The sequence below is a fragment of the Thalassotalea euphylliae genome, assembly GCF_003390335.1.
GTDB lineage: Bacteria > Pseudomonadota > Gammaproteobacteria > Enterobacterales > Alteromonadaceae > Thalassotalea_F > Thalassotalea_F euphylliae_B.
In genome coordinates this window covers 1,858,484-1,880,354 of the sequence record NZ_QUOU01000001.1, presented here as the reverse complement: position 1 = coordinate 1,880,354, position 21,871 = coordinate 1,858,484, and the positions used below count along the sequence as shown (strand labels likewise).

At 44.7% G+C, this 21,871-nt stretch carries 16 protein-coding genes and 1 pseudogene; 14 read left to right on the top strand and 3 right to left on the bottom strand.

Annotated elements, in window-relative coordinates; translation table 11 throughout:
- The first annotated feature begins 320 nt into the window (after positions 1-320).
- On the top strand, positions 321-1,241 hold the full coding sequence (locus tag DXX93_RS08225; RefSeq protein ID WP_116007684.1) for a gluconeogenesis factor YvcK family protein: 921 nt from the start codon (positions 321-323) through the stop codon (positions 1,239-1,241).
- 36 nt (positions 1,242-1,277) lie between these two features.
- Here DXX93_RS08225 and dcd read toward each other — a convergent pair whose 3' ends face one another.
- A complete protein-coding gene (gene dcd / locus DXX93_RS08220) occupies positions 1,278-1,874 on the bottom strand; it encodes a dCTP deaminase (RefSeq protein ID WP_116007683.1) in 597 nt (198 codons plus the stop codon).
- A gap of 117 nt (positions 1,875-1,991) precedes the next feature.
- Entirely contained in the window at positions 1,992-3,038 is a 1,047-nt protein-coding gene (gene apbC / locus DXX93_RS08215) for an iron-sulfur cluster carrier protein ApbC (protein WP_374188942.1), read from the bottom strand.
- A 204-nt stretch (positions 3,039-3,242) separates the two neighbouring features.
- Here apbC and metG point away from each other — a divergent pair, with 204 nt between their 5' ends.
- From metG to DXX93_RS08160, 12 genes and pseudogenes are all read left to right on the top strand, one after another.
- Positions 3,243-5,309: a methionine--tRNA ligase gene (metG, locus tag DXX93_RS08210; protein ID WP_116007682.1), complete on the top strand. Its 2,067-nt coding sequence runs from the start codon at positions 3,243-3,245 to the stop codon at positions 5,307-5,309.
- Positions 5,310-5,462: 153 nt separating this feature from the next.
- Positions 5,463-9,203 carry a contractile injection system protein, VgrG/Pvc8 family gene (locus DXX93_RS08205; RefSeq protein WP_116007681.1) on the top strand — a complete coding sequence of 1,247 codons (3,741 nt, stop codon included), beginning with the start codon at positions 5,463-5,465 and terminating at the stop codon, positions 9,201-9,203.
- A 2-nt stretch (positions 9,204-9,205) separates the two neighbouring features.
- Positions 9,206-9,664, top strand: coding sequence for an SMI1/KNR4 family protein (locus tag DXX93_RS08200; protein ID WP_116007680.1), 459 nt, complete (start codon positions 9,206-9,208; stop codon positions 9,662-9,664).
- Positions 9,665-9,957: 293 nt separating this feature from the next.
- A complete protein-coding gene (locus DXX93_RS08195; protein ID WP_116007679.1) occupies positions 9,958-10,362 on the top strand; it encodes a hypothetical protein in 405 nt (134 codons plus the stop codon).
- Between the two features lie 60 nt (positions 10,363-10,422).
- A protein-coding gene (locus tag DXX93_RS08190) for an IS3 family transposase (RefSeq protein ID WP_116007678.1) occupies positions 10,423-11,579 on the top strand; the annotation gives its coding sequence in 2 pieces (ribosomal slippage) (positions 10,423-10,666 and positions 10,666-11,579; 1,158 coding nt in all).
- A gap of 154 nt (positions 11,580-11,733) precedes the next feature.
- Positions 11,734-11,865, top strand: coding sequence for a hypothetical protein (locus DXX93_RS20970; RefSeq protein WP_258872625.1), 132 nt, complete (start codon positions 11,734-11,736; stop codon positions 11,863-11,865).
- 113 nt (positions 11,866-11,978) lie between these two features.
- Positions 11,979-12,905 (top strand): Mbeg1-like protein, encoded by a 927-nt coding sequence (locus DXX93_RS08185; RefSeq protein ID WP_220347563.1) that lies wholly within the window; start codon positions 11,979-11,981, stop codon positions 12,903-12,905.
- On the top strand, positions 12,898-13,704 hold the full coding sequence (locus tag DXX93_RS08180; RefSeq protein WP_147302659.1) for an ankyrin repeat domain-containing protein: 807 nt from the start codon (positions 12,898-12,900) through the stop codon (positions 13,702-13,704). The genes DXX93_RS08185 and DXX93_RS08180 overlap by 8 nt, the downstream gene beginning before the upstream one ends.
- Positions 13,705-14,014: 310 nt before the next feature.
- Positions 14,015-14,362, top strand: coding sequence for a hypothetical protein (locus DXX93_RS08175; RefSeq protein ID WP_116007675.1), 348 nt, complete (start codon positions 14,015-14,017; stop codon positions 14,360-14,362).
- Between the two features lie 46 nt (positions 14,363-14,408).
- Positions 14,409-16,412 carry a hypothetical protein gene (locus tag DXX93_RS08170; RefSeq protein WP_116007674.1) on the top strand — a complete coding sequence of 668 codons (2,004 nt, stop codon included), beginning with the start codon at positions 14,409-14,411 and terminating at the stop codon, positions 16,410-16,412.
- Between the two features lie 79 nt (positions 16,413-16,491).
- Positions 16,492-17,607: pseudogene (locus DXX93_RS08165) on the top strand (IS256 family transposase); the annotation flags it as partial.
- 273 nt (positions 17,608-17,880) lie between these two features.
- Positions 17,881-18,510 (top strand): HAD-IB family phosphatase, encoded by a 630-nt coding sequence (locus DXX93_RS08160; RefSeq protein ID WP_116007673.1) that lies wholly within the window; start codon positions 17,881-17,883, stop codon positions 18,508-18,510.
- 33 nt (positions 18,511-18,543) lie between these two features.
- Here the strand turns inward: DXX93_RS08160 and DXX93_RS08155 are convergent, their stop codons facing one another.
- Positions 18,544-19,527, bottom strand: coding sequence for a GlxA family transcriptional regulator (locus tag DXX93_RS08155; RefSeq protein ID WP_116007672.1), 984 nt, complete (start codon positions 19,525-19,527; stop codon positions 18,544-18,546).
- A gap of 190 nt (positions 19,528-19,717) precedes the next feature.
- On the opposite strand from DXX93_RS08155, the gene DXX93_RS08150 reads away from it, so the two are divergent.
- Complete coding sequence (locus DXX93_RS08150) at positions 19,718-21,841, top strand: molybdopterin-dependent oxidoreductase (RefSeq protein ID WP_116007671.1); 2,124 nt, start codon at positions 19,718-19,720, stop codon at positions 21,839-21,841.
- Positions 21,842-21,871: the final 30 nt, after the last annotated feature.

The window sequence follows — 21,871 nt, the reverse complement described above, 5'->3', positions numbered from 1 at the left end:
ACCTTACTTAAACCAGCCTTTAGACAAGCGACCTAGTACTCGTCGAAAGCGAGGCGCATTTTAGGCATGCCCCTGTTGAGTGTCAACACTTAATTTTAAAAAAACACGAAAATATCGTGACTTTTTGCTTAACCGTTCACAATAACAGCTAATTGTATATTTTTTGTTTATTCAAGCAGTTAGCTCAGCCTGTTTTCCTGTCATTTTGCTTAATTGTGCTAGTATTCGCGCCCTCTTTCGAAACGCTAAAGTGCCAAAACTTTATTTTTAAAGGCTTTAACGTTAAGGTTTAACTAATTGGTTAAGATATATACATACCTATGCAACTAAAAAAACTAAATATTGTTGCCATTGGTGGCGGGCACGGCTTAGGTCGTGTGCTTTCAACACTTTCATTTATGCAAGATCAGCTCACCGGCATTGTTACTACCACTGACAATGGCGGCTCAACGGGTCGACTAAGAAAAAGAAGCTCTTCTATTGCTTGGGGCGATTTACGTAACTGTTTAACCCAGCTAGTGGATGAAAATACCGTCGGTAGCCAGCTGTTCGATTTTCGCTTCGACGGTGAAGACGAGCTTGGTGGTCACAACTTAGGTAACCTAATTCTTTACGGTTTAGGCCAGATTCAATCAAGCCCGATTGACTCGATTAAGCTCGTGCGACGTTTATTGCGCGTTAAAACTCAAGTATTACCTATGTCTGAGTCCCCTACTGATTTAATGGCTTTTTATCCCGAAGGTCGTTGCCGAGTAGGCGAGCTGTCGGTTGATGATATGCCCATCATGCCCAAGAATTTGATGTTGGCACCTTTAGTGAAGTCGCCACAACAATGTGTTACGGCAATTAATAATGCAGATTTGATTATCTTAGGCCCGGGCAGCTTTCTAACCAGTGTCGTACCGCCATTATTGGTACGTGATATTACCAATGCGCTGCAACAGAGAAAGGGTCACTGCGTATTTGTCGAAAACATTGTTGCTGAAAATAGCCCAGCGGCAGCATTGAGCTTAGACGAAAAGCTCAACTGGATAGAAGAGAACATTGGTTGCTTGCCAATCGACAGCGCCATTTGCCATCACGATGACGTGGCTTCAACCAAAGTCAAAGTGATAAAACACGATATGGCGAGTGATGATATAAGACACCATCATGACAAAGCGAAGCTAATTGAAGCACTCAATAAGTGCATCGAAGATATTGAGCCAATCACGCCATTAAAAATAGCCAATGCTAACTAGCATTGGCTATTTTCTTTTATAACATCTAAATGTTTTTTAAACTTCAGAAGCATCATCTTCACTGATACGACTCGCTACCGCACCCGTTTGGCCTTTGTATTTTGCATCCACACGTTTGTTGTAGGGGCGATCAGCCTCGCCTGACATAGTTTCAAAGTTTAATGCCGCAATTTTCATGCCTGGGCGCAATGCCAATGGCAGCTTGCCACTATTATAGAATTCTAAAACAATCTGACCTGACCAACCTGGGTCAATACGGTGTGCCGTTACGTGCACCATTAACCCCAAGCGCGCTAAAGATGAACGGCCATCAAGCCAGCCGACAATATCCGCAGGTAGGGTTACCGACTCATACGTTACCGCAAGCGCAAGCTCACCCGGATGTAAAAAGAAGGCTTCACCGTCGGGTATAACAATCTCCTCACTCATTACCGCGTTCATTTGCGCTTGTACTTCTTCGCGTGGGCCACTTAAATCAATAAAAGGCGCAGTATTGTTTTTAAATACGCGAAACTCATTACCCAAACGAATATCAACACTAACACCAGAGATCATCGAGGCATCTGGCTGTGGCTCAATCACAATTTTGCCGTCAGCAATGCAGCGTTCAATATCTTTATCACATAATCTCATGGTGTTTCTTCTTATCTAATTTGTGTTGCTATAAAGGAAAAAGTGTTTTGGTTATTACCTACTCGCAGCCTCTTTAGCGACTCTCAACCAATCGCTAGTCAATAACTAGTTGAGTATCTACGAGTCGGTAAATTCTACGCTAGGCGTTGCAGGACTGCGCATATCCAGTAAATGGAACACTTTACTTGCTAAGTTACTGGCTATTCTACGGTATTGATCACAGATGTCACTAGCGCTCTCACTATTAAATAGGCTTTCCCCTAGATCAGCTTCTTGCCTGACTTGAATATTGAGCGGCAACTGGCCAAGTAAATCAACCTTGTTAATTTCAGCAATATCTTTGCCACCGTCAAGGCCGAATAAATGCGAATGATGACCGCAGTTTTCACAAATGTGATAACTCATGTTCTCGACTACACCAAGCACAGGGACTTTGACTTTATCAAACATGGCAATGCCCTTTTGCGCATCCGCTAACGCGATATCTTGCGGCGTGGTGACGATCACTGCGCCAGCCACGGGTACTTTTTGGGAAAGCGTGAGTTGAATGTCACCTGTCCCCGGCGGCATATCAATGAGCAAATAATCTAGCGCTGGCCACTGCGTTTCATTTAATAGCTGGCTAAACGCCGTGCTCGCCATGGGGCCCCGCCATACCGCAGCATCACTGTCTGGCACTAAATAGCCGATCGACATTGAATAAATACCATCAGCATCAATGGGGATCATAGTTTTACCATCAACTGAGCTCGGTTTATCGTCTTGACAACCCAGCATCGTCGGAATTGACGGGCCATAAATATCAGCATCTAAAATACCGACTCGCGCCCCTTGTTTTTGCAAGGCACGGGCGATATTAACGGTGGTTGTTGATTTTCCAACGCCACCTTTGCCAGAGGCAATAGCAATAATGTTTTTTACGCCTGCTATATTGTGTTGGCGAACCGCCTCAATATGGCTTGAGGTTGTAAACTCAACCGTTTTACTGAGTTCATCAGAAAGTGAGTGCGCAATACTTGTTAACTCATCGCCTGCACAAAAAGGCAGGTCTATTGCAATCAGCAGCTTGTCTTTTTGCTGCTCACTGGCTAACTCGTTGGCAACAGCTAATACACCATGTGGAAACGCATCAGAGCGATAGGCGTCAAGCACTGACTCAATCAGTGAAAGATCTTCGGGATTAATAGGTTTCTTCTTACTAAAAAATTGACTAAAGCGACTCAAATGGACACCTGTATAAATAACAGTAACTAGGGCGAGTTAATTGAAAATAGCCCTGAATTGTTAATGAAAATAGCTGCTAAATTCTGTACCATTGCGCCATTGATTTCCACCTTAAAGTGCTTAGCACGCTAGTATCTAAAGAAAATGTCAGAATCTACACCTCAAGCTAACGCGCAAACTGCTGCTGCAGACAAGCGTAAAATCTTAGTGACCTGTGCCCTACCTTACGCCAATGGCTCTATTCATTTAGGCCATTTACTAGAACATATCCAAACCGATATTTGGGTGCGTTTCCAACGTATGCGCGGCAATGAAACCTATTTTGTTTGTGCCGACGACGCCCACGGCACGCCGATTATGCTAAAAGCGCAAGAGCTTGGCATTACGCCAGAGCAAATGATTGATGGTGTGCGCGAAGAGCACATGGCAGATTTCAACGATTTCTTGATCAGCTTTGACAATTATCACTCAACCCACAGTGATGAAAACCGTGAGTTTGCCAGTGAGATTTACAACAAGCTAAACGCTGCGGGTCACATCAAAACACGCACTATTTCACAGCTTTACGATGAAGAAAAAGGCATGTTCTTGCCAGATCGTTTCGTCAAAGGCACTTGCCCTAAGTGTAAGAGTGAAGACGAAAACGGCGACAGCTGTGATAACTGTGGCGCAACATACTCGCCAACAGAAGTGATTAACCCGCGCTCAGTCGTATCAGGTTCAACGCCTGTACTACGAGATTCAGAGCACTACTTCTTTGACCTGCCAGCATTTGAACAAATGCTAAAAGACTGGACGACTGGTGGTTCATTACAAGAAGAAATGGCCAACAAGCTAAATGAATGGTTTGAATCTGGCCTACAACAGTGGGATATCAGCCGTGACGCGCCATACTTTGGTTTTGAAATCCCAGGTGCACCGGGCAAGTTCTTCTATGTATGGCTAGACGCACCAATCGGTTATATGGGCAGTTTCAAAAACCTATGTGATCGCGAAAACATTGATTTTGACAGCTACTGGAACGAGAACTCAGATGCCGAGCTTTACCACTTTATCGGTAAAGACATTATCTACTTCCACAGCTTATTCTGGCCTGCCATGTTAGAAGGCGCAGGTTACCGTAAGCCAACTTCTGTTTACGCGCACGGTTTTGTGACCGTCAATGGCGCGAAAATGTCTAAGTCAAAAGGTACCTTTATTAAAGGCCGTACTTACTTAGATCACCTAAATCCTGAGTACTTGCGTTATTACTATGCGGCGAAATTAACGAACCGAATCGACGATTTAGACTTAAATCTAGAAGACTTTGCGCAACGCGTAAACTCCGATCTAGTCGGTAAAGTTGTTAACATCGCCTCACGCTGTGCTAGCTTTATCACTAAGCGCTTTGACGGCATGTTATCAAGCAATGTTGAAAACCAAACATTGGCAGATGAAGTAACGGCCGCTGGCGACAAGCTAGCCGAGCTATACGAAGGCCGTGAGTTTGGTAAAGCGATGCGTGAAATCATGGCATTGGCTGACAAAGTGAACGAGTACATTGCCGTTAAAGAGCCATGGCAGCTGGTGAAAGACGAAACCAAGCAGCAAGAAGTGCAAGATATTTGTTCATTAGGCATTAACCTATTCCGTATCTTGATGATTTACTTAAAACCAGTGCTTCCTGCCCTAGCAGAGAAAACGCAAGGTTTCTTAAACGACGAATTAGTATGGGACGGTCACAAGGCCCTGCTTAAAGATCACCAAATCAACAAATTCAAAGCGTTAATGCAACGTATTGAAATGGATAAAGTAAACGACATGATTGAAGCCTCTAAAGAATCATTAGCAACGGAAAAAGCAGCACCTGCGCCAACTGGCCCATTAGCTGATGACCCGATTTCACCAGAAATTCAGTTTGACGATTTCGCAAAAATTGACCTACGCGTAGCGAAAATTGTAAAAGCGGAGCACGTTGAAAAAGCAGACAAACTGCTACGCCTTGAATTAGACCTAGGCGGCGAAACACGCCAAGTATTTGCTGGTATTAAATCAGCGTACCAGCCAGAAGACTTAGAAGGTAAGTTAACGGTTATGGTGGCTAACCTAGCGCCGCGCAAAATGCGTTTTGGTATGTCTGAAGGCATGGTGTTAGCTGCTGGCCCTGGCGGCAAAGACTTATGGATCCTTAATCCAGAAGAAGGCGCTCAGCCGGGTATGCGCGTTAAATAAACGCTAGCCCTGCATAAAAATATATAAGCCCATCACGTCGATGGGCTTTTTTATGGTTCTTACGTATTGCTTCCAGAAAATGCTTGCAAGCATCACAATATTCGTTAACAATCTGACACCACGAGGAATCGAATTTTCGTTAAGGACAACGACGTGGTACCTGCTCGCCCCGACACTCATCACAGCACCTCAAAAGCGCGCTTAATCATCACCTGTAACAGCGCCAACTACCTCGCCATTGGTTTAACTGGCACCGATAACCTCAGCGACGATGCGCGCTACACGGTAACCGTTGACACGTTCGACATTGAGCCGCTCAACCAGGGGTTAGGCCAGCCCGTTACCCTTGAATTTATCGCCGAAGACGGCTTTAGTCACACGGTATGTCATACCCTGCTTGCCATTGAAGACAAAGGCATAATGACGGCCAATCCCGAACAAGCTGCCCAGCAAGCGGCGCTGCTGACCAACGCCAAACGCCGTTATGAACTGACCGTTGGCAGCCGTTTATCCTTGCTGGATAACACCCAGCACTCACGGGTGTTTGTTGATACCTCGTTAGACGAAATCATCACCCACATTCTCGCAGGGGCTGGCTATCACCACGGGCAAATTCAGTTTTCGCTGGCCACGCCACTGCCGCAAGTATCGCAATGCGTGCAAGCGATGGAAAACAATCGCGCCTTTTTTAATCGCTTGCTCAGTCAATACGGCTTGTTTTACTTTTTCGATACCCGTGACAACCAATCCACTATAGTGATTACCGATACTAACCAAACCAGCCCATACCTTGGCCGTGGTTTGGTTCAGGTGCATGCGGGTGAAGGCTTTAATCGTCAAATAACGGATATTTATGCGCCTGCTGGGGAATCAGCGTTTGTCGGCTTTAGTGGCTGTCAGGTTGACCATCAAATGGCCACTGGGCTTGCCAGTATAATGAGCCATGATATGGTAACGGATGCTAGCGACAACCAAGCCGAACACCTTGCCGAGAACAATTTTGCACAGCCTGTAGCGAGCAATCACGGGCTAGCCAGCCACTTTGCCCAGCAGCAAAGCTTGGCGCTGAATAGCCTCAATCAGGTCATAACACTGGTGGGTAATGTGCCCGATATGTTTGCGGGTTGCTCGTTTTCACTGAGTGACAACAGTGGCTTAAATACAAGCGGTGATTATCTCTGTATTAGTGTTGAACATCATTGCCAGCAGCCCAGTGATGAAAGTACCCAAGATGGGCTTAGCCAATATGTTTGTGTGGTGAAAGCTATTCCCCGAGCAACACCCTTTAAGCTGCCATTAGCTGAGCCTGCACCGCTCCCCATGGTGTTTTCTGCTAAGGTAGAAGCCTTAGGTGGCGTGCCTACCCTGACCGAGCAAGGCGATTACTACACTAAGTTTGATGTTGATAAAACCGCGCAAGCCCCTCTTGGTAGCACACAGCCGCTACGTAAGCTGGTCAATTATGCTTGTGCCAATCAGCCACACGCCACTGGCTGGCATTTTCCGCTCACTCAAGATGCGCAAGTGTTACTGGGTTGTTTTAACAACGACCCCACCCAAGCGTACTTGATGGGTTTTGCCAGCAATGATGAACAGCCAAGCATCGTCAACAGTTTCAATCACACCCACAACAGAATGCTCAGCCGCGCAGGTCATGAGCTACGGTTTGATGATGACGGCAATGTCCCGACCGTGATACTGCAAACCTTAGGCGGTGAGCACTACCTAGAGCTCAACGCCAAGGCAGGCAATAATTACATTGAGTGGGCATCACGTCTGGGCAGTTTAAGCTTAGTGGCAGGTGACGATATTTTATTTACCTCAGATGAGCAAAGCATCAACCTTAATGCCAAGGCCAATCAGCAATTTGATATTAAAGGCGTGGCCAACCTCACCGCCGAGAAACAAAACGTGGCGATGCAAAGCGCCCTCGCCCATCAGCAAACCGCAAACAATATCACCTTTGAGGCTGAGCAAGACGCGACACTACTGACGGGGCGCAGTGTTAACGTGCGGGCCGATAGCGAGATTGCGTTACAAACCGAGCAAGGCAGCCTCACCGTTAACGTGCCCGAAGGCTCCACTATCATCAATGCTGAGGGGGATATTCGCATTGAAGGCACCGGCAGTGGTGATATCACCCTGTACAACCAAGGCGGTATGATAAAGCTCGATAGCGGCGGTAATGTGGAACTTATCGGCAGTGATGTACTAACCCTCAACGGCCAAATGATTACCTTTGATGGCGATGTCACCTACGAGATTACCTCGCCCAAGACGGCCAGTGAGCCAAGTGCAAACGCTGCGCCGAGTATTGCCCGCATCGCGGATATTAATAACGATGCGGCTACTGAGCAGGACATTGCCCCGCAAACCATTGATTTGGCTTACCACTACCAAGATGGTGAGCCTGTTAAGAACGCGCCTTACACACTTAAACTCGCCGATGGCACTGAAATTAAGGGTGCGCTCGATGATAGCGGCCAAGCCACGCTCGACAACATGCCCACGGGGCAATTTAGTGTGCAATACGGTGAAGATAGCCGCGACTATGCACCAGAGGATACCACCACCCCCAATCCCCTGTATGGCAAAATCACCCCAGCCAACGCAGTAGCGATGGTTGAATCTGGTGATACTTCACTACTTGATGAAGCAGGCAGCCTAGCGGCAAGCGCTGGCGATTGGCTGTGGGGCACCTTACAAGGGGATTTCAATGAAAACCCCTCAACCTCACAAGTTGTTGTTGGCTCGATTATTTCCATGATACCAGTCATTGACCAAATCATGGATTGCAGAGACGTTTGCGCCAATGTGATGGTACTGACCGATGACGATAAGGCCAACGACACTAACGGTTGGATTGCCTTAACCTTAACTGGCATTGGTTTTATCCCCGTTATCGGCTCAGCGGTAAAAGGGGTCGGTAAAGTCATTGTGAAAAACGCTGATAGTGCCATGTCCGTCGCTGCCGCCACCCTCAGAAAACTCGGCAAAGGCGACCCCATCGCTTATATCAAAAATATCGACTGGCAAGATTTGGGTAAGCAAGCCGCAGCGTTGATTAAAGAAAAAGTCCAAGCACTGCGCGAGGCGCTAACGGCCATTACCGCCAGCTACAAACTCAAGTGGCTGCTACCAGATGACATGCTCGCTAACCTTAAGCAAGTCAATGAAAGCCTCGCTACCATCATCCCTACAATTGAGCAAGGTATTGCCAGTGCAACGAACCTGATTGAGACCAAAGCCAAGCAAGCGATTAAGGCGTATGAGGGGGAATTGCCGCATAGGGGGCGCACGGGTGAGGTTAAGAAGGTTAAGACGGATGAGGTAAAAGCGCCGCTTGATAATGACTTAAAAGGAGTAGTCAAACCAAAAAGCGAAAACTTTATTGACCCAAGTAGCCTTAGTAAAATTGGAGATATTTCAAGAAAACCTAAACTCACAAATGATGGCAAAGTTATACCATTCGGAGGCCAACCATCAGATGCTATAACTATACGAAATAAAAAGAATTTAGATGAAAATGGATACTTGCATAGAAAAGGAAAAAAACTAAAATATGATTCTGATGGTTTCCCTATATTCGATAGTAAATTTGATACCCATATCGACGACATTCACGTCAACTCGGGAAAACCATTAGACCATTTTCGCCAAGCTAACCAGAACCTTGCAAAACAATTAAAAAACAACCCTAATTTAGCTAAAAAATTAGGCCTAACTGATGAACAAGTCGCTCACATTCTAAAAGTTCCGCCATCAAGTGATCCTGCTAAAGGATTAACTTGGCATCACCATCAAGATGTCGGAAGGATGCAACTTATAGATAGAGCTACACACGATACATTTAGGCACACTGGTGGTATGTCTATCTGGGGTGGAGGATATTAACGATGAAAATGTGCGAACCGTACCTCTGGGAACAAAACAAGCCTACATTCAATAGCGCTTACTTAGAACTATTAGAAACAGAGCACTCAATAAATTTTCCTATTCAGTTTATTGAATTTTTTGAAGAGAACTTTGGAGACAAGCCTCAAGCTAACATATTTAAATTTAGTGAAAAGCAAAATTCAATAGCTCATTTTTTGCACTGTCAACGTATAGTAGAGCAAGAACTGGAAATATATAGTATTTCAGAGCAAAAAGAGGATTTAGATGAATTTGTTTCTCCAAGATTAGTGCCTTTTGCAATAACCTTTGATTCTAACCTTCTCGTTTTAGACTTTAGAGAGAGTTCTTCAAACCCCAGTATTAGTTTTGTCATATCATCCCAAATTGAAGACGGCGATCTTGCTTTGAGACATGTTAGTTATAGCTTTCAAGAGTTTATTGAAAACCTTGAGTGCTAGCACGACTTCCTGCTTATCACGCAAAGCTAATGGGAAAAGTTTGTGATGACTAATAGGAAGAAAAGTCCTTGCTCATACGCTAGGGATTCTCGCGAATACAGAGCAAGGAAAAGGAGCTAATGAATGGCTCCGACTAAATGAGGTTATCACTCATTAAAGTCGAGCATCGCGTCAAACTAATGAGTAAGGTATCGAAAAGGTAAATACAGAATTTTGGAATAAAAAATTTCAAGAAGAACTTACCCTAGCGTATATTTAATGTCTCAATTTAGGGTCAAGGGAGCAAAAAAATAGTGAAAAATGATCTGTTAAATTTTTTAAATGATTATGTGGAAGATCCTAAAATAATACCTTACTTCGAATTAAATCCCTCTGATAAAGACAAGCTTCCTAAGAGGTGGTTGCAAATCCTCGAAAATGAAGATGAAAAAATACAGCGAGCACTCGAAGAATGGGCTGAGTTTAAAGAGGAACTAAAGTTAGTTTATGAGTATTTGGTTGAGAATTTAGTCTCATTGGATTTGGCTTACTTCAATGAAAATTACCATCTAATATATGGATTAAGATCGGGTAATGGAAAAGAGATACTTTACTACCAAAGTTCTAATCCAAAAGGTGTAGAGAAGCAAGAACGTTATAGAAATCTCACTACTCGATTTCAGAGTTTCTACCGTTTTCAAAATGGATGGTATTATTGAACTGGTTTAATTGAGCCGGACACTTTAATAAAGGACAATGTTCCAATATTGAGGTGTTAAATGACAAAACGAAAAAACAAAACCTATACAACCGAATTTAAACAAGAAGCTGTAGCCTTAGTGACTGAGCAAGGCTATACGGTCTCACAAGCCGCAGCTTCTTTGGGGATCACCACTAAACTCATTTATAACTGGAAAGCGAAACTTGAACAACAACAAGCTGGTAATGCGTTAAGTGAAGATGAACGAGCAGAGCTAAAACGGCTCAGAAAAGAAAATAAAGAACTCAAAATGGAGAAAGAGATCTTAAAAAAGGCAAGCGCCTTCTTTGCGAAAGAAATGAAGTAAAGTATGGGTTCGTCAAGGCCAATAGTCAGGCTCATGACGTCCGCAAGATGTGTGCTGTGATGCAAGTCAGTCGCTCTGCTTACTATGCATGGCTTAAACGACCAGCCAAGTTAATTACGGCAGAAGAGCTTCATTTATATCGGCGAGCTAAAGCACTGTTTAAACGTAGCCGCGAGAGCTTGGGCTATCGCGAACTACGTAAGAATTTACGCAAAGAAGGCTTTGAAATTGGTAAGCACAGAACTCGAAAGCTCATGGAAGCGTTAAACCTAAAAGTAAAGCAGCGAGTTGCCTACAAGGTAACAACGAAGCGTAAGCATGCTGATGCAGTTGCAGATAATTTGCTTAATCAGAACTTTAATCCGTTGGGGCCAAATCAGATTTGGGCTGGTGATGTGACTTATTTAAAAACAGGCGAAGGTTGGATGTATCTTGCTGTTGTGATGGATTTATATTCTCGACGCATTGTTGGTTGGCATATAGATAAACGTATGACGACTGACTTAGTGATGAAAGCCATGATTAGGGCTTATAACCTGAGAAAACCAGCTAAAGGCTTAATATTCCACTCTGACCGAGGCTCTCAATACACCAGTAAGCGTTACCGTCAGCTGCTCGAACAATTTGGTATTCGAGCGAGTATGGGTGATGTGGGAGCCTGTTGGGATAACGCAGTAGTGGAGAGGTTCTTTGGCAGTTTGAAACATGATTGGTTACTTAAAGTGGCTCAACCTACGCGTGAGCATATGAAAAATGATGTTGTCGATTATATGAAGTATTACAACTTAGAAAGACTGCATTCAGCTAATAGTGATCTGTCACCAGTAGAGTATGAAAATTCTTTTAGAAAAGTGTCCGGCTGGAGTTGACCAGAACATTTCTACTCGGTTCGGTATCACAAAACTTTAGAAAGTATAAATCTCGCTCTTTCACAATTTGAAATGGAATTCATGATTGCTCGCTTTAAACGTTAAGCGAGCAATCCTTACGAAAAGTTCACACACCTATGTTGTGGCTTTAACAATGATTCATACCAAACAATTTTTCGTCGATTTGATGGCATCAGTACGGATGCTGGCGCTGTCATTTCGGCACCCTCTTCTTGATGATGGCGATGTCACTTACGAGATTACCTCGCCGCTATCAACCTTATAAAGGCCAGTGAGCCAAGTGCGAATTCAGCACCGAGTATTGCTCGCATCGCGGATATTAGTAACGATGAAGATTACACATCGAAGTCGAATGAAAATGACCGAGCACTATCGACAGTGTCAGAAAAAGAAAGTCGCTATCAAGAAAATCAGCGTCTCATAGAAAACACGGCTGGTATTGAAGCGTTAAATGAACCAAGAGAACGCTTGGCACTAAATAACGATAGTCTTTTGCGCGCAGAAGCCGCAGAATATGTCTATAAGGTTGATGAGTTTAATCGTGGTCATATAAGTAAGCTACCTGCGGCTCCAGAGGGCATAGACGTGATTGACCCCTCAACAATTCCTGGCTTAGAAAATGCTGTGTTTACCGATAAAGAAACGGGCTTTGGTGCTGCTCTAATGAAATCGTCTATCAGTGGCGAAACCATGCTAGTTTTTCGAGGTACCAACAATGGTGTTACCGGAAAAAAAGACTGGGCAACCAATGGTAAGCAGGGAATTGGAAAAGAAACTAAGCAATACAGCCAGGCGATGAAGCTAGCTGACGATGTATTAGAGTATGTTGGAGAAGAAACGATTATCGTTGGCCACTCATTGGGTGGCGGTTTAGCATCCGCCGCCGTTGCAGTAACAGGGTTGCAAGGGCAAACATATAATGCCGCAGGTTTGCACCCGAACACAGCTGAGCGCTTAGGTGGATTAAGTAATGAGGATGCAAGTAAACTGATAGTCTCTCAACACGTAGATGGAGAGGTTTTGACTGGGGTGCAAAAGCATGGTGATACCGCCGTATCGGGTGCCGCAGGTGGGCTGGGCTTTTTGTTGGGTGGACCAATTGGTGCTGTATTAGGTATTGGTATACAAAAGTTAACGACAGACGACGTACCTCAGGCCGTAGGCCAGATGAGAGAACTTCCCAGTGTTGAAGGTGGTAACCCCATAACACGACACGGTATGGGGCAAGTGATTGATGGTATTGAATACCAAATTGCTCAAGACAGTGAACAACTAAAACAATATATACGAGATTATAATGAGTAAGCTACAACGTATATTTTCAAAAACTCAATGGATAACCCGTATTTTATCAACAATGATGGTCGGTTTATTAACGGCCTGTAATTCAGGAAGCAATATGAAAGCCGAAGACTTTTTTAATCCCGACATGACCACTTTGTTAAAGAACATACAGCGAGGTGACAGATTTGCTGCCGAGCAACAGTTAAACAATGGGCTTGATTTAAATGTCCATGGTGATGAGGGTATTACGCCCCTATTTTTGCTGTTACTAAAGCAAGATTCTACCGCTGTAAAATTAGCTTTAGAGCTTGGCGCTGACCCGAACTTTACAGCCACTGACGGCGCACACCCAGTACCGATGATGACAGGGAATGACACCATTGAGCTGTTGAAATTACTACTAGAGTATGGCGGCGATGCCAATGCCGTAGATAGAAATGGCGACCCTGCAATTTTCGACGCTATAGGTATGGGAGCTTGGGATGAAATTGAACTATTAGTAAATTATGAAGCCGATTTAAATAAGGTTAACTTAGCAGGGAAAAACTCTGCTCTTGATGCAGCATCGCTAAATAAGTTTGAGACTGTTTTCAGATTAATTAATCTTGGAGCTAACTATCACCAACCGAGCAAAGGTGGAGCAACTCTTGCTAATGTTCTGAATAGAAAGCTCGAATCAGATCTAATCAATAAAAATGGAACTTCATACAAGTGGGCACTAAAACTTAAAGAGCTACTAATAGAAAAAGGAATAAACTTCCCCCCCCTTTCACCTCCTGAAGTCAGAGAGCGTTTAGCTAAAGAGTTGCCAATTAATTAACTAGTCAACACTGACTCTTGGTTGTAAATAAAATTTAGAACGCAAAACATTCGCTCTTTCACAACTTGAAACGGAATTTATGATTGCTCGCTTTAAACGTTAAGCGAGTAATCCTTACTAAAAGTTCACACTCTTGTGTTGTAGCTTTGAAAAGGATTCATACCAAACAATTTTTCGTCGATTTGATGGCATCAGTACGGATGCTGGCGCTGTCATTTCGGCACCCTAATTTCATCATTAATTTATTCATCCGTACAAAACAAAATCACACGACAATCATTTCCCCTAATACATATCATAAGGAGTCTATATGTTAGGAAAACTAAAAGCTGCCGCCGGTGATGCAGCGACCAACAAAGCAGCAAGCATGCTTGCCCCGCACATCAACCCTGTTATTGAAAAAATGCAGCAACTTTCCCCAAAAGCCATCGCTCATGACGCTAGCTATACGGAAAAAATCATTGAGCCTGCGATGACGACCATTACGGCTGCCGCAGGTGGGTTAACCAAGCTACTGCCTAATTTTGATGAGAAATTTAATGCTTGCATGTTCCACTTACGCAACGAGTTGTTAGATTTATCTGGCGAAACCGTTGGACTCACCCCCAATTTTACCGAGCGCTTACCTCAGGTACTAGCTGAGGGACTTAAACAATAGCATCGCTACTCAATTCGAGCTGCTTGTAAAAACAAGTAGCTCCCTAATGGGTTTTGCCAGCAATGATGAACAGCCAAGCATCGTCAACAGTTTCAATCACACCCACAACAGAATGCTCAGCCGCGCAGGTCATGAGCTACGGTTTGATGATGACGGCAATGTCCCGACCGTGATACTGCAAACCTTAGGCGGTGAGCACTACCTTGAGCTCAATGCCAAGGCAGGGCGTCATTATATTGAATGGGCATCACGTCTGGGCAGTCTGAGCTTAGTCGCTGGTGACGATATTTTATTTACCTCAGATGAGCAAAGCATCAACCTTAATGCCAAGGCCAATCAGCAATTTGATATTAAAGGCGCGGCAAGTTTCAATGCCGAGAAGCAAAACGTGGCGATGCAAAGCGCCCTCGCCCATCAGCAAACCGCAAACAATATCACCTTTGAAGCTGAGCAAGACGCGACATTACTGACGGGGCGCAGTGTTAACGTGCGTGCCGATAGCGAGATTGCGTTACACACCGAGCAAGGCAGCCTCACCGTTAACGTGCCCGAAGGCTCCACTATCATCAATGCTGAGGGGGATATTCGCATTGAAGGCACCGGCAGTGGTGATATCACCCTGTACAACCAAGGCGGCATGATTAAACTCGATAGCGGCGGCAATGTCGAACTTATCGGCAGTGATGTACTGACCCTCAACGGCCAAATGATTACCTTTGATGGCGATGTCACCTACGAGATTACCTCACCGAAAAAGGCCAGCGAACCAAGTACTAATGCTGCGCCCAGTATTGCCAGAATCGCGGATATCAATAGCGATGATGATGCAGAATTTGAGATTTCGCCACAAACCATTAATTTAGCATATCACTACCAAGATGGTGAGCCTGTTAAAAACGCGCCATACACACTCAAACTCGCAGACGGTACTGAAATTAAGGGTGCGCTAGATGATAGCGGCCAGGCCGAGCTGGAAAATATGCCTACCGGGCAATTTACCGTGCAATACGGTGAAGATACCCGAGAATATGCCCCCGTTGATAACACCCAACCCAACCCGCTCTATGGCAAAATTTCACCAGCCAACGCGGTGGCGATGGTGGAAGCAGGTGATACGTCACTGCTTGACGAAGCAGGCAGCCTCGCAGCTAGCGCAGGCGATTGGTTATGGGGAACTCTGCAAGGGGATTTCAATGAAAATCCCACCACCTCACAAATTGTTGTTGGCTCAGTAATTTCCATGATTCCTGTGATTGACCAAATCATGGATTGCAGAGACGTTTGCGCGAATGTGATGGTATTGACCGATGATGATAAGGCCAACGACACTAACGGTTGGATTGCCTTAACCCTAACCGGTATTGGTTTTATTCCCGTGCTCGGCTCTGCGGTTAAAGGCGTCGGTAAAGTGATTGTGAAAAACGCTGAAGGTGCCATTTCACTGGCTGCTGCCACCCTGAGAAAAATCGGTAAAGGCGACCCTATCGCTTACGTCAAAAATATCGACTGGCAAGACTTGGGCAAACAAGCCGCCGCCCTGATTAAAGAAAAAGTCACCGCCATCCGCGATGCCCTGCATAGCATTAGCGATAGTTGGATACTCAGAAAGACGCTGAGCGACGAAGCCCTAGCCAGTATTAAACAAAATGCCGACCGATTAGACGAAGTACTGCCGAAAATCGACGAAGGCATTGCCAGTGCAACGAACCTGATTGAAGCCAAGGCCAATAAAGCAATAAAAGCCTATGAAGGTGAATTGCCGCATACTGGGCGTACAGGTGAAGCTAAAAAAGTTAAGACGGATGAGCTTGTAACTTCAAATAAAAACGAGTTCACATCAACTAATAGAAACAATAGTTTCACAGGTAGTTATAAAGGCAAAGATGTAGTACTACAAAACATAACCTATAGAAAAATTAATTATCTAAAAAGAGATCGAGCAGAATACCAAGCCCTTCGCAAAGCGTTCAATCAAGGAATCCGAAAAGACTTTTTGATTAGCTTATCTAATGATCCTAATGTTATAAGCACACTGAACTGGTTTAATTGAGCCGGACACTTTAATAAAGGACAATGTTCCAATATTGAGGTGTTAAATGACAAAACGAAAAAACAAAACCTATACAACCGAATTTAAACAATTAACAGAAGCTGCACTCAAAGCCGAGCTAGAGCAACACCTAGACTCAGAGCAACAACCTAACCGTAAGAACGGTACAAGCAAGAAAACGGTTAAATCCTCCGTAGGCCAGTTTGAGCTTGAAACCCCAAGAGACCGTACTGGCTCATTTGAACCTCAACTCGTTAAGAAAAATCAAACTAAGCTAACCGCTGAGATTGACCATAAAATCCTATCCATGTTTGCGTTAGGCATGAGCTATCGTGATATTCGCAGCCATGTTCAGGAAATGTACGGCATTGAAATCTCAGAAGCCACGATAACAGGCGTTACAGACCAGCTCATACCAGAGCTAAAAGCGTGGCAATCACGTAGCCTTGATACGCTGTACCCGTTTATCTGGCTTGATGCTATTCACTATAAAATCAAGGAAAGTGGCCGTTATGTTAGCAAAGCTGTTTACACCGTACTCGGCATAAATATCGAAGGTCGCAAAGAGTTACTTGGCTTATACGTCTCAGAAAGCGAAGGCGCTAACTACTGGCTATCAGTGCTCACCGATTTACACAATCGCGGCGTATCCGATATTTTAATTGCTTGTGTTGATGGACTTAAAGGCTTTCCTGAGGCCATTGGTACTATCTATCCTGAAACAGAGGTTCAACAGTGCGTTATTCATCAAATTCGTAACTCGATGAAGTATGTTGCTTCAAAGCACCAGAAAGCATTTATGGCGGACTTAAAGCCTGTTTACCGTGCAACGACCAAAGATGCCGCAGAAGCAGCCTTAGACGAATTAGATGCTAAATGGGGCAAGCTATATCCCATCGTGATTGAGTCTTGGCGCAGAAAATGGGCTAACTTGTCGGTTTACTTCAAGTATCCAGACTACGTGCGCAAAGCTATTTACACCACCAATGCTATCGAGGCAGTGCACCGCCAGTTTAGGAAATTGACCAAAACGAAAGGCGCTTTCCCGAACGAAAATAGCTTGATGAAATTATTGTATGCGGGCATATTGAACGCTTCGAAGAAATGGACAATGCCAATCCACAGTTGGAACCTGACATTGTCGCAATTAGCCATCCACTTCGAGGGGCGATTAGATGGCGTGCTAGATATTTAGCAATTTAGGCTGACACAGAATTCTGAACGCCCTCTCATATTGCATTCCAACTAACCGACTTAGCTCGATTACTGGCAAAGCTCGATGAGTTAGGAATCAGCTACCGCACTGACTCGCTGCCTGATATCGGCATGACGCAAGTGTTTTTCCATTCACCTGCGGGTATTGGCTTAGAAGCGAATTTTCTAAATGAAACGATCTCACCCTAGCGCCTATCTGATCAGTAAAAATTAAGTTGGTAAAGACAAAGTCCTAAGAAGTTAAGTCCGACAAATGAAAGCAGTAAACAACCCGAACCTTGGCCTCGCGCTATTCGATTTTGATGGCACCATTACCACGGCAGATACCTATACTAAGTTTCTCCTCAATACCACGCCACTCTATCGCATTGTAATTGGCGCACTTGTGCTGTCCCCCTTTATTTTATGGCATAAGCTTGGCCGCTACCCGACCGCTAAACTGAGACCTAAGCTCACCTTTTTTGCTTTTTGGCGCAGAAAAGTCGCAAGCACTAAACGACAAGCCAATAACTTTTCCGCCCAGTTTATGGATTCCGTTATTTTCGACAGAGCACTTACCGAAATTCGTTGGCATCAAACACAAGGCCATGAAATTGCGGTGGTCTCTGCCAACGTAAATATCTACTTAGCCGCTTGGTGTCACCGCCATCAGGTGAACTTGATTAGCAGCGAACTCGCCGTTCAAAAACGACGGAAAAACCAGCGTTACACGGGCAAGTACCGTAATGGTGATTGCAGCAATGAAAAGAAAGCACTAGCGATCAAATCGCACTATAAGTTAGCCAACTACTCACATATTTATGCCTACGGCGACACGCAAGAAGATATGCCAATGCTCGCCCTAGCCAATAAGAAGTACTTCCAATGGCAAGAGATAGCCTGATTCATAAAAAACGGGCTCATAAAGAAAGAATTGTCAAAGCAGATTAGCTTTATAGCGGGCGCGGTAATTACTGGGCGACAGCCCCGTTTTGCGCTTAAACAACTTGGTAAATGAGCTAATGTCGCTGTACCCGACTGCGTGAGTAATTTCATCAATATGCTTGTTTGATTGCACCAATAGCTTACTCGCGGCGTCAATGCGAATCGCTTGTAAATATTCGGAAGGCGTTATTTGCGCAGCCTCTTTAAAACGTCTGATCAAAGTACGGTTAGACACACCAAATTGCTGGCTTACCTCACCAATCGCAATGGTTTGACTGTAGTGGCTCTCTAGCCATTCTTGCACTGCTTTCACGGTTTTGTCGTTATGGTACTTTTTAGCAATTAACGGTGAATAAGTAAGCTGCGTTGTTCGGCCAGTCTCAAGCACAAACGAGCGCGCTGTGCCTTGTGCCGTTTCATGATCACAAAACAGCTCAATCAAATACAGACCCAAATCAAACCACGCCATACCGCCGCTATCACAAAGAATATTGCCGTCATGAGTAATATGCTGCTCGCTATTTAACGAAATATTGGCATAACGCTGACTAAATTGCTCAGCTGCTGCCCAATGGGTGGTGGCACTTTTGCCATCAAGTAAGCCTGCCTCGGCCAAAAAGAACGACCCTGTAGAATTACTGCCAATCATCGCGTCACTGGCTTTCAATTGACGCAAAAATTCAATGAGTTCATAGTTTTGCGCTAACGTTTTTTCAATATCGCCCGCAATACTCGGCACCAGAAAAATATCGCTATCCGTGGTGTCACTAATTGCGCAATGTGGGCTAATAATGACATCGTTCATGGTATAAATCGGCTTTTTCTGCCAACTGGCAATTTGCACCTGAAAACGCTTATCAACGGGTAGTTGGTGATACTTATTCCAAGAAACACCGGCCAAATTAAATAAGTCATTAATCCCTGTTAGTGCGCTGGCAAGTACATAGTCAAACGCCAGTATCGTTACTTTAATCATACTTTGCTTTGACACCTTAAACAGTTAAAAAATGGCTAATACCACCCAATATATGTCAATTATTACCGTTAGTCTTGACCTATTTTGCTGTCACACTAAATCTACTATCGAAAATACATAGTCAAAAAAATAACAATAAAAATTACATGCAGGCGCTAACTCATCCAGCGCAGCAACGAGGGCACAAACCATGAGCGACATTAAAACCCACTATCGCAACTGTAATATTTGCGAAGCCATGTGCGGTATTGAGATTCAGTACAAAGCCGAAAGCAAAGAAATTATCTCTATCAAAGGCGATAAAAACGACCCCTTTAGCAAAGGCCATATGTGCCCTAAAGCGCTTGCACTACAAGACTTTTACGAAGATAAAGATCGCTTAAAAAGCCCGATAAAACGCACGGCTGATGGTTGGCAGGAAATAAGCTGGCAACAGGCGTTTAGCGAAATTGGTGAGAAATTTAACGCCATTCAAAGTGCTTACGGTAAAAATGCACTCGGTATTTACCTTGGTAACCCCAATGCCCATAATTTTGGCAATTCATTGGTGCTCAAACCGTTCTCGAAAGCCTTAGGTACATTAAATCGCTTTAGCTCGGCATCAACCGACCAAATGCCACACCACGTTGCCGCTAATTACATGCTCGGCAATGGTATGCTGATCCCCGTTCCAGACATTGACCGCACCGACTTTATGCTGATTATCGGTGCTAACCCTGTGGTTTCCAACGGCAGTATGATGACCGCGCCCGGCGTGCTAAACCGCTTAACCGCGATCCAAAAACGCGGCGGTAAAGTCGTTGTTGTTGACCCACAGCGCACTAAAACCGCGAAAATGGCAGATCAACACCTGTTTATTCGCCCAGAAAAAGACGCCTTGCTATTGCTGTCACTGATTCACTGTATTTTTGCCAATCACCAAGTCCGCTTGGGGCATTTAAGCGACTATATAAATGGCTTAGCTGATATAGAGCAAGTGGCAAAAGATTATGCGCCAGAAGTTGTCGCAGAACATATAGGCATTAGTGTTGATGACATTAAAACCTTAGCTACTGAAATGTCTGGGGCTGAATCTGCCATTTGCTACAGCCGGATGGGCGCTTCCACACAAAGTTTCGGCGGTCTCTGCCAATGGTTAACCATCGTCCTTAATGTGCTCACAGGTAACTTCGACCGCGAAGGCGGTGCCATGTTCCCGCTACCTGCCTTTAATTTGCTGAGAGGTAAAACCGCTGGTCACCCAACCAATTTTGGCAAATACCAATCACGAGTACAGAAAATGCCATTTTTTAATGGCGAATTCCCAACCGCCACCTTAGCCGATGAAATTCTGACGCAAGGTGACGGCCAAATTAAAGCCATGATCACCATCGCCGGTAACCCTGTGCTGTCTGCCCCTGATGGGCAAAAGCTTGGTCAAGCGTTTCAATCGCTAGAATTTATGGTCGCGGTTGATATCTACCTGAATGAAACGACGAAACATGCCGACATTATTTTGCCAGCAACCACTGGGCTAGAAAATTCTCATTACGATATTTTCTTCCACAGCTTTGCAGTGCGCAATACAGCTAAGTACTCAGCGCCATTATTTGAAAAAACTGCACACCAGCTTGCAGATTGGGAGATCCTTAACGGTATCGCCGAAGCCGTTACCGGTAAACCTGCCCTGCCTTATGCGCCAGAAATGATTTTAGATATGGAGCTAAAAGCAGGGCCTTACGGCAAGGAAAGTAATAGCGAGCAAGCACTAGATCTCGACAAGCTTAAAGCCAACCCACACGGTATTGATTTAGGACCACTGCAGCCAAGCCTGCCAGAGCGACTGTTAACTGCTAGTGGTAAAATAGAGCTTGCGCCTAGCTTGTTTATCAATGACTTACCTCGGTTAAACAAGTTAGTTCAATCACCTGCCGTTGATCCGCACTACCCATTTGAGCTGATCAGCCGCCGCCTAGTAAAAAGCCATAATACGTGGACACAAAACTCTGCCCGCTTAGTTAAAGGCAAAAACCCAGTGACCTTGGAAATTCACCCCACAGATGCGGATAAATTAGGTATTTGCCAAGGCCAGCTGGTGGTGGTGTCATCGCCGGTTGGTGAAGTTACCTTGCCCGCCAGCGTCACCGACGATGTGCTCGCTGGTGTTGTGTCGATGCCGCAAGGCTGGGGGCATAATCAAGCAGATACGCAAATGACCATTGCCGCCACACAAGCGGGCGTCAGTATTAATGATGTGACCGCAGCAGATCGCGTTGACGTGCTTACGGGTAATGCCGCGTTTAATGGCACACCTGTCGCCATTCGCGCCGCTTAAACGCAAACAATAGCGCATAAAAAATTAGGG